This is a genomic window from Pseudidiomarina sp. (assembly GCF_033722695.1).
Classification (GTDB): domain Bacteria; phylum Pseudomonadota; class Gammaproteobacteria; order Enterobacterales; family Alteromonadaceae; genus Pseudidiomarina.
Genome location: NZ_JAWVYM010000046.1, coordinates 1 through 9,143, shown reverse-complemented (window position 1 = coordinate 9,143; position 9,143 = coordinate 1). Strand labels below are relative to the sequence as shown.

Sequence of the window (9,143 nt, the reverse complement as noted above, 5' to 3'; positions counted from 1 at the left end):
TGGTATTGGCACGATCAAGGCAACCATGATCAACGCTGGTATCCCGACCATTTTTGTCAACGCGGAAGCCATTGGCTACACCGGTACCGAGCTACAGGGTGCCATTAACGAAGATGCCGATGCGCTGGTGATGTTCGAGAACCTGCGCGCCCATGGCGCTGTGAAAATGGGACTTGTAAAAAGCATTGACGAAGCGGCCTCGCGGCAGCATACCCCGAAGATAGCTTTTGTGGCGCCACCAGCGGATTATGTGTCGTCCAGCGGTAAAGCCGTTCATGCGGCAGATGTAGACCTGCTGGTACGCGCTATGTCGATGGGTAAATTGCATCACGCTATGATGGGGACGGCTGCGGTCGCAATCGGCACCGCGGCTGCGGTACCGGGCACCCTGGTGAATATCGCTGCCGGCGGCGGCGATCGCACTAGCGTCCGCTTTGGTCATCCTTCCGGTACCTTGCAGGTGGGCGCGGAAGCGAAGCAAGTTAACGGCGAGTGGACTGTAACCAAAGCCATTATGAGCCGCAGTGCGCGCGTATTGATGGAAGGCTGGGTTCGGGTTCCGGGTGACTGTTTTTAATGGCTAAGTGCCCGTGTGGAGCAGGGAAGTACCATAAATGCTGTGAGCCCTATCACAAAGGTAAGCGATTACCCGGCAGCCCTGAAGCACTGATGCGTTCGCGCTTCAGTGCTTTTTCTTTGGAGCTGCGGGATTACTTACTGGAAACCTGGCATCAGGATACCCGGCCTGAGCTGGATCTTGCTGATAATCCGCATTGGCTGCAGCTTCAGGTCGTGGAGTCATGGCAGCGTGGCAACCGCGGCTACGTTCATTTCCGCGCGTTCTTTGAGGCTGATGGCCAGCAGGGCAAGCTGGAAGAAAAATCGGACTTCGTTAAAGAGGGATCGCGCTGGTATTACGTTAGCGGGGAGATTATTTAGCACGCTGCTGGATCAGCTCGCTTTGTAACCGTTCATAGGTATCATTAATCAGCTGTGCCTGCGCATCAGGCGCTAATGGCCATCCGGGGATCCGTTCCAGCACTTTATTCTCGTGTAGGAAATAAAACACAGGGTAATGGTGAAAGTACATTTCTTGTGGCCAGGCATCCTCATTATTTACGAAGGCAAATTCAAAATCACTCATCAACTGCGACGCATTAGCTACATCAAAGGGATTGGCCACCGAGGTTTGGGAAAATAAGAACAGCAGGTTGTCGACTTTGCTGAATAATTCCGGATCGTCGCTCACATCATCAAACAGTCGGCGCGACGCGCCATCCCGCAATTCAACCAGCACAACCAGATGCAACTTGCGAGGGTCGAGGTTTTCACTATAGGTTTCGAGCTCCGCGCCAGCAGCAAACCGGGCTTTGAACAGCATGTCATCATTGTTTAACGACGGACCAATGTCTGCGGGGTAAAAATCAGTTGTTTTCGGACTTACCGGGAACTCATGCTTTAAATCTTCAAGCTTCTGGAAATTACGAGCCTGCCAGTTCATTATATACAGCGTGTCGCTGAAATTGACATACTGTTCACGGCTTAGAGGCGTGGTTCGCAGAAAATCCGCATATAGGTTCAGCAACCGCTTGTCTTTAGTTGTTAAAAACAAATAAGCAGTTACGTCACTAAATAGTTTAGGAACGCGTGCATCACTGCAAGATAAAGCATAAGCCTTTAAGTCCGTCGCTAAATAAAATAATTCATTCGCTAATTGATCTTCTGCATTTTGATCGCCCCTGCGAATAAAGTCGTGAAGCCTTGCCGATTCTTTAGCAAATAAGTCATGTAATTCAAAAGGGGATTGGGCACAAGAGGTTTGCGCATGAAGTTGGGACGGAATCAGAAAAGCTACGACTAATATCGAAAGTGCGGAACGTATAAATAGAGGTAGCTTCGTCATGTCTGGGGGAAACTCCAAAACCTTTGTGTTTTACGGGAGTAATCGGTCGAGCGTCTGCTAATCTGCTCGTTGCTTCAGTTTAGCATAGGTATCCACTAAAATACTTGCCTGCTTAGCTGAAGGCCACCCAGATATTTCATGAACAACTTGGTTGTTGCGAATAAAGTAAAACCTAGGGAATTGATGAAAATACATTTTGCTCGGCCAGGCTGATTCGTTGTTGGCAAAAGCAAAGTTTGCTCCATCAATATCTGCTGACAAGTTCGCTAGATCGTTCGGTGTCGCGACGCTTGCCTGAGGAAACAAAAAGATAATATCTTCTATCGGCGAGAAGAGTTGCGGGTTGCTCTGCATCTCTTCTAGCATTGATTTAGAAAAACCACATTTAAGATCAATAACAGCTACAATTTGCAATGTGTCAGCGTCCAAGCTTGCTGTATTTAAGCGTAAATTACTTTCGTTATCATATTCGGCCACTAATAATAGGTTATCGCTTCCGGCCTCGGCGCTAAAATCGCTAGGATAAGAATCTATAACGTTCTGGCTGACCGGGAACCGTGCTTGAATATCCGATAACTTAGAGAGGTTACGTGCCTGCCAGTGCATTTTATAAAGATTATTACTGTAATTGATTATTTGTGGGGTAGTAAGTGCAGCTTCATCTATAAACTTCTCATAAACGCTGAGAAGTCTATCGTTTTTGTAGGTTAAGAACAGAAAAGCAACTGCTTCATTAAATATTTTGGGTAACCGATTATCAGGACAGTGACTGATTTGTGTGTTTAATTCGTCGATCAGGTAGAAAAGTTCGTTTTCTAATTGGGTTATACCAACATCATTGCCAGATTCAGCTAGTTTATGCAGTGCTTTGGACTTTTCTGCAAAGGAGTAATGCAGCTTAAAGCTATTTTCAGCGCAATCTAATTGCGCTGAAAAAGCGGCTGGGCTTAAGAGCATCATAAACAAAGACAGATAAATGCAGCGCAATGTTGCTGAAAACATAGTATGTATAACTCCGCTTTAAAAACTACTTTTCTTGTTGAGCGCCACAAAGGCATGCCATGCAAATGTCAGTGTAAGAAGCTGTACAACTCGCTGGTAACTGGCACCGGTAGCCTTCCAAAACCGTACAGTGATGCAGCGCAGGAGAGATATCACCTGACGGAGCTTCATTAAACATATCGCCCGAAGCATTGTCCTTCATTATCTTAGTAGTTAAATCCTGGAGGCCAAAAAGGGTTAATACTTCCTTCGCCTGGTTGGTCGAAAGCTCAATCTTCAGCGGATAAGTATTAAGACTACCAACTCCGTTGCTAGCCCACATTAAACCGTTGATAAAAGTGTACCGTCCAGCTTCAGACAATTTCATCAAAGGATTATCTTTGCGCGGAGTCACATCCATATATACCCGAAGTTCTTCTGGATTGTGGATCTGTGATTCATATATATTAATCGAGTCTGCGTGTTGTGCTTGCTGCGCCACAGCCGTGTTACTGCTGATGAGCACTGAAGCAAAGAACACCGTGACGGTGCCCAAAAGGGCTAGCTTGAACTTTGACATTGTTTTTCTCCGTAAAAGAGTAGGTTATGCATGCACTGCATCCGCATATTAATCTACAGGAGGGTAACGACTTGTCAACAAAATTAAGCCCCAAAATTCAGCTTTAACGCACTTGAATTTAGGGGAAATAGTTGTAATGTGAATTACATAGGTGAAATTTTATTCACTGGCGTTGAAGCTTTAGCTACGGAGAGCATTTATGAGCGGTGACAGGGTGCTGCCTGTAACGGGCAGCCAATTGGCGTCGGGCTCTTTTCATGAGTTTTAATCTTGTTTGACGCTAAAACATATATAAGGAGTTAGCCAAATGAAATGTCCAATTTGTATCACCGAGAACCTAGTCATGACTGATCGTCAGGGCATTGAGATTGATTATTGTCCGAACTGTCGCGGCGTCTGGTTAGACCGCGGTGAACTGGATAAAATTATTGAACGCTCCGGTACCGTAACGGCGCAGCCACAGGCTCAGCAACCACCGCAACAACCACGCCCTGAATACCGGGATCCGGGCAGATATTCGGATGATTACGACTATCGTAAGAAAAAGAAGAAGAGTCTGTTAGGTGAGCTATTTGATTTCTGACAGAGATTGGATAGTTCAGGAAGATGGTGCGTCCGAGTAGACTCGAACTACCGACCCCCACCATGTCAAGGTGGTGCTCTAACCAACTGAGCTACGGACGCACATTTTTCAGAAAAGTGTCGCAATTGCGAACGGCCGCTATAGTAGTAATTCCGCGTATTAGGTGCAAGTATTTTTTACGCGGAAACAGCTGAAACTGAGTTGTTCGCCGGCTTTTTGAGCGACGCCCGTTTGGTTTTACAACAAGCAGGAAAAGAGTATCCTGCTACACTTGAATAGTTAGCCAGTGTATACAGAGTCAGCTTAGCGCAAACTTTGGCCGAGCTGACTCTGAGCGATCAGGCGGAATACGTAAGAGAGCTTGAACAAACCTGCCAGGACGATTTGTGATAAGTGCAGCACAGCTACCATCATCAACGGGAACTCGGCCTCAAGACCCCAGGCCAGATAGGCCACCACAACAAACAACAGCAGTGTAATACCCGTTGAAGAGTTGGCGGCGCGAAGCATGGTTTCGGCTTTCATATAAAATACATCCTCAATGCATGTTTAATAAAGTGCATTATTGATGTATCTTTCAAAAAATTCAAGGGTAGTGACTCAGTTGTTACAGGATCACTGATGCAATTAAAGAAATACACCGATTACGGGCTTCGTATCCTGATGTATCTCGGGAGTGTCCAAAACTCCGACGGCTCGGATAAACGGGCAACCATCAAAGAGATTTGTGAAACATTTAGGTTGTCTGCGAACCATGTGAACAAAGTGGTGCATCATCTTGGGCGGATTAAGCTGATTGAAACCAGACGCGGTAAACATGGGGGCTTCTTGCTGGCTAAAGCGCCGGAAGAAATTCAGCTTGATTTTGTGATCCGCGAACTGGAAGGCGATGAAGCCTGGATTGATTGTCAAAATCCGTACTGCGTCGCATTACCTGCCTGCGAATTGAACAGCATTGTGGGGCGGGGTAAAGAGCTCTTTTACGAGCATCTCAGCCGTTACACGTTAAAGGATTTACTTAAGAACTCGGCACAGCTGCAGCAGATTTTTTTAACAGCTGGTCAATCGCCTGCGTCAAACCGTCCAGCGTGAGCGGATACATGCGTTGATTCATCAGCTGCTGGATAATGTCGATTGATTGATGCCAGCGCCAGCGTTCAACCGGCTGTGGATTCAGCCAGACCGCGTGATGAAAGTGGTTTAACAGCCGTTGCATCCAGGCGGCGCCGGGCTCTTCATTCCAGTGTTCGACACTGCCCCCCGGATACATGATCTCGTACGGTCCCATAGTCGCGTCGCCGACAAAAATTAGTTTATAGTCCTTACCATATCTGTTTATCAGTTCAGCGACAGGGATCTGTTCTGCGAAGCGGCGACTGGGATCTTTCCATACCCCTTCGTACACGCAGTTGTGGAAGTAAAAGAACTCAAGGTGCTTAAACTCAGAGCGGGCGGCGCTAAACAACTGCTGGCATTCGTAGATAAAATCATCCATGGAACCGCCGACATCGAACAGGATCAGAACTTTGATGGCGTTATGGCGCTCGCGCTGCCACTGTAAGTCCAGTAGCCCGCCTTTTGATGATGTGGCCCGTATGGTGCCGGGCAGATCCAACTCTTCAACAGCGCCGCTGCGGGCAAAGCGACGGAGTTTGCGTAGCGCGAGCTGAATGGTACGGTTATTTAGTTCGCCTTCGGTATCCAGCTCACGAAACTCGCGCTTATCCCACACCTTGACCGCGCGGCGGGCATTGCTGCCTTGCTGGTTGATACGGATGCCTTCAGGGTTATAACCATAAGCGCCAAAGGGTGAGGTGCCACCGGTGCCTATCCATTTACTGCCACCGGCATGGCGTTTTTGCTGTTCTTCCAGGCGCTCGCGAAAGGTCTTTAATAACGCATCAAGTCCGCCAAGCGCTTTTAACTTTTCTTTATCTTCATCGCTAAGTTGCCGCTGCAGGCTTTGCTCAAACCATTCTTTGGGAATAGCTGCGGCCAGGTCAACCTGCTCAACACCCTCAAAGTATTCAGCAAAAGCCCGGTCAAAGCGATCGTACTGGCTTTCGTCCTTGACCAGAATCAGACGCGCCAGGCTGTAAAACGCCTCGACGTCAGCGAAAACCAGCTGCTTATCCAGTGCATTGAGCAAGTCCAGCAGTTCAGTCAGACTGGTTTTCAGGCCGTGGCGGCGCAGACACAGAAAAAACTCAATGAGCATGAATCAGCTCTGCCGGCGCGCCATAAACGCGAGTTTCTCGACCAGTTGTACATCCTGCTCGTTTTTCAGCAAGGCGCCGAACATGGGTAACAGCTGGCCCTTTTGCTTTAGATCTTCAGGGCGGATGTCCTCGGCCAATAGCAGCTTCAGCCAGTCGATGAGTTCCGAAGTAGAGGGCTTCTTCTTCAGGTTCGGCACCGCGCGAAGGTCAAAAAATACTTCAAGGGCTGTGCTTAACAGGCGTTGCTGAATGTCCGGGTAATGGACCTTGACGATATCGGCCAGGGTATCGGCATCCGGGAATTTAATGTAATGGAAAAAGCAGCGCCGCAGGAAAGCATCGGGCAGCTCTTTTTCATTGTTTGAAGTGATAATGACGATGGGTCTGTGCTCGGCGCGGACCTGCTCGCCGGTTTCGTACACATGAAATTCCATCTGATCCAGCTCATGGAGCAGGTCATTAGGGAATTCAATATCCGCCTTATCAATCTCATCAATTAACAATACCGGCCGTTCCGGCGCCGTAAAGGCCTGCCACAGCTTGCCGGGTTTGATGTAATTGGCGATATCATGCACTTTATCGCTGCCCAGCTGGCTGTCGCGCAGCCGTGACACCGCATCATATTCATACAGGCCTTGCTGGGCCTTGGTAGTTGATTTGATTTGCCAGCGCAGCAGGGGCACGCCAAGGCTGGCGGCTAGTTCTTCCGCCAACCTGGTTTTCCCGGTGCCGGGTTCACCTTTGAGTAGCAAAGGCTTTTCGAGAGTTACCGCAGCGTTTACTGCCAGCGACAGATCATCGGCGACAATGTAACTTGAGGTGCTGATAAAACTCATTGGTTCACTATCTTCGCTGCTTTATTTAAGTAGGCTTTGCCGGTTTCTTTCACTTCGTCGTAACTCATTTTTTCAGAGCCCAGGTGCACAGTTTCAACTTGTTCCTGCATGGTTTCGACTTCGTCTTTCAGCTTCGCAAGCGCTTCTTCCAGGGTATAGGTCAGTTGATGAATTTCACCCATTTGCTTTGGTGTTAAGTCGCCACTCGCCAGCATGTCATGCAGTTTGGCGTTGTATTCAGCAAGATTGCTCATTGCCTGTTCCAGAGTTTCTGAAGATTTGCCTTCAAAATGGTCAGGGCGATCTTCGCTTAGCGGTGCGGCTGCGACTGAAAAGCTGGCTGCGACCAGACCACTGATGGCTAACTGAGTGAAAAACTTCATTCTAATCTCCTGCGGCTTCATACCTTGATGGAAATTCTCAAATGAGAATGGTTCTCAATAAGTTACCATAAGTTAATGAAAAGTCCAACGCCTGGCGGCTACCTTTTTAAGCTCCGGGAGTGAAGTCACAGGCCTGAAAAAAGTCCTGCCAGTGCTGCGCATGGGTCCGTGTAACCAGGGTTAACCCAACAGGAAGTTGTTGCAGATGATCAAGATAGGTATTCATCGGTGCCAGCTCAGATTGATCGCGCAAACGCTGGAGCACGGGAGCTAACTGATAAGCCTGGGTGGTAAAGCCAGCCAGCAGGGGTTGTAGTTCACCCGCAAAAAAGCTCATAAAAATGGTTTTTAGGATTTCCGCGCGCCGCGGGGTCCCAGCGCTTAAGCAACCGGCACGTTGGCTTAGTTCATTGACCAGCGGAGTTAATTGCTCAATGTAAGCCTGCTGATCATGGAGCGCGCGCCAGAACCCGGGCAGGTAGGTACTTTGCGCCAGGGTTTGCAGGGCTGATTCTAATTGCTCTTCATTGGGGAGCGGGTCGCCCGCGTCCCGGTATTCGAGCACCTGAACCACAATTTCAAGTGCGGCAAGCGCCGGCGCAAAGGATTCCACTGAAGTGTCGGGTAATGGCGTCGCTGCCGGCGTCAGCGCATGGCGAAGGGCATCGTCGGTGGCGATGGCCTGTTGACGGGCATCGTTCATGGTTGCAGATTTTTCCCGCACCGCTTCTTCCAGGCGAGCCTGCAGATCAGACCGCCCGCCGGCTTCGAGTTGATCGATACACTGTTTCATTGCCGCGATTAAGCGAATGTCTCCGTAATAGCGCGACACACCGTCGGTCAGACGGCCCAGCGCACTGTTCCGTTCGGCAATCAGCGCGCCGGCCGGGCAGGCGTCAAGGCGCATCGAGTCAAGCAGAGACAATGAAACTCGCGGGATATCCAGGCGCAGATCTCGAACAGCTGGCGGGCGCTTTGGCGCTGGCAGGCTCACTTCGATGGTGTCGATATTCTGGGTATTAGCCAGGCGTTGCTGGTAATCATCCCATTGCCGCAACAGTTCGGGCTGCCCGCTGCAGGCGCTCAACGTAAGCAGCACCAGTCCGCCATAGCCAAGGCGTCGCAGAAAAAGTACAATCGAAATTGTTATCTGTATCACGCGGTTGGAACCTCATTATGTTTACTGGAATCGTGCAAACCCAAGCGGTTGTCGCTCACATCGACATACATCCGGACTTTCGGCATCTACGTTTGAATGTTGCGCCGCAATTTCTGCAGCAGTTAGAGATTGGTGCAAGTATAGCAATTAACGGCTGCTGTCTGACGGTGGTTGGCTTTGAGTTGCCGGACGGGCAGGGTAATGAGCCAGCCAGTGTGGAGTTTGATGTGATTGACGAAACCCTGCGACTCACCAACCTGGGCGACCTGGCGATCAATGACAAAGTGAATTTCGAGCGCTCACTGAAAGTTGGTGACGAGATCGGCGGCCATCACGTATCGGGACATATCCACTGTATTGGCCGTGTTGTTGAGCGGCAGCATGATGAGTTCAACTGGGCACTATGGATTGAATTTCCGCAGGCGTTCGCGCGCTTTGTGTTCAGTAAGGGTTTTATCAGTGTCAATGGCGCCAGTCTGACTATCGGCGAAGTGAAGGG

General features: G+C 49.3%; 13 protein-coding genes and 1 tRNA gene. 5 read left to right on the top strand and 9 right to left on the bottom strand.

Translation table 11 applies throughout. The features are described 5' to 3' along the window. Both R3196_RS10450 and R3196_RS10445 read left to right on the top strand, forming a co-directional pair. A partial coding sequence (locus tag R3196_RS10450; protein WP_318936716.1) for a PrpF domain-containing protein occupies positions 1 to 577 on the top strand: 577 nt, incomplete at its 5' end. Continuing rightward, positions 577 to 939, top strand: coding sequence for a YchJ family protein (locus R3196_RS10445; protein WP_318936715.1), 363 nt, complete (start codon positions 577 to 579; stop codon positions 937 to 939). The genes R3196_RS10450 and R3196_RS10445, both read left to right, overlap by 1 nt. Here R3196_RS10445 and R3196_RS10440 read toward each other — a convergent pair. Genes R3196_RS10440 through R3196_RS10430 form a run of 3 tightly spaced genes read right to left on the bottom strand, consistent with a single transcriptional unit; the run spans position 932 to position 3,464 of the window. After that, positions 932 to 1,903, bottom strand: coding sequence for a hypothetical protein (locus R3196_RS10440; protein ID WP_318936714.1), 972 nt, complete (start codon positions 1,901 to 1,903; stop codon positions 932 to 934). The genes R3196_RS10445 and R3196_RS10440 overlap by 8 nt on opposite strands. A gap of 57 nt (positions 1,904 to 1,960) precedes the next feature. Then, entirely contained in the window at positions 1,961 to 2,905 is a 945-nt protein-coding gene (locus R3196_RS10435; RefSeq protein WP_318936713.1) for a hypothetical protein, read from the bottom strand. A gap of 25 nt (positions 2,906 to 2,930) precedes the next feature. Next, positions 2,931 to 3,464 (bottom strand): hypothetical protein, encoded by a 534-nt coding sequence (locus R3196_RS10430; protein WP_318936712.1) that lies wholly within the window; start codon positions 3,462 to 3,464, stop codon positions 2,931 to 2,933. Positions 3,465 to 3,771: 307 nt separating this feature from the next. Here R3196_RS10430 and R3196_RS10425 point away from each other — a divergent pair, with 307 nt between their 5' ends. After that, positions 3,772 to 4,047: a zf-TFIIB domain-containing protein gene (locus R3196_RS10425; protein WP_318936711.1), complete on the top strand. Its 276-nt coding sequence runs from the start codon at positions 3,772 to 3,774 to the stop codon at positions 4,045 to 4,047. A 24-nt stretch (positions 4,048 to 4,071) separates the two neighbouring features. On the opposite strand, the gene R3196_RS10420 is transcribed toward R3196_RS10425, so the two are convergent. Continuing rightward, positions 4,072 to 4,148: transfer RNA gene (locus R3196_RS10420), tRNA-Val, on the bottom strand. 202 nt (positions 4,149 to 4,350) lie between these two features. Beyond that, positions 4,351 to 4,572, bottom strand: a complete 222-nt coding sequence (locus tag R3196_RS10415) for a hypothetical protein (protein WP_318936710.1) — start codon at positions 4,570 to 4,572, stop codon at positions 4,351 to 4,353. Positions 4,573 to 4,668: 96 nt separating this feature from the next. Between R3196_RS10415 and R3196_RS10410 the strand changes: the two genes are divergently transcribed. Further along, positions 4,669 to 5,139, top strand: coding sequence for an Rrf2 family transcriptional regulator (locus tag R3196_RS10410; RefSeq protein WP_318936709.1), 471 nt, complete (start codon positions 4,669 to 4,671; stop codon positions 5,137 to 5,139). Here the strand turns inward: R3196_RS10410 and R3196_RS10405 are convergent. From R3196_RS10405 to R3196_RS10390, 4 genes are all read right to left on the bottom strand, one after another. Then, complete coding sequence (locus tag R3196_RS10405; RefSeq protein WP_318936708.1) at positions 5,066 to 6,265, bottom strand: vWA domain-containing protein; 1,200 nt, start codon at positions 6,263 to 6,265, stop codon at positions 5,066 to 5,068. The genes R3196_RS10410 and R3196_RS10405 overlap by 74 nt on opposite strands. 3 nt (positions 6,266 to 6,268) lie before the next feature. Further along, positions 6,269 to 7,102: a MoxR family ATPase gene (locus R3196_RS10400; protein ID WP_318936707.1), complete on the bottom strand. Its 834-nt coding sequence runs from the start codon at positions 7,100 to 7,102 to the stop codon at positions 6,269 to 6,271. Further along, entirely contained in the window at positions 7,099 to 7,485 is a 387-nt protein-coding gene (locus R3196_RS10395; protein WP_318936706.1) for a DUF6746 family protein, read from the bottom strand. The genes R3196_RS10400 and R3196_RS10395 overlap by 4 nt, the downstream gene beginning before the upstream one ends. A gap of 106 nt (positions 7,486 to 7,591) precedes the next feature. After that, the gene (locus tag R3196_RS10390) at positions 7,592 to 8,644 is read right to left on the bottom strand and encodes a DUF3080 family protein (RefSeq protein ID WP_318936705.1); all 1,053 of its coding nucleotides are present in this window, start codon (positions 8,642 to 8,644) and stop codon (positions 7,592 to 7,594) included. Positions 8,645 to 8,661: 17 nt separating this feature from the next. On the opposite strand from R3196_RS10390, the gene R3196_RS10385 reads away from it, so the two are divergent. Continuing rightward, positions 8,662 to 9,143, top strand: a 482-nt coding sequence (locus tag R3196_RS10385) for a riboflavin synthase subunit alpha (RefSeq protein ID WP_318936704.1), incomplete at its 3' end; no start/stop codon positions are given.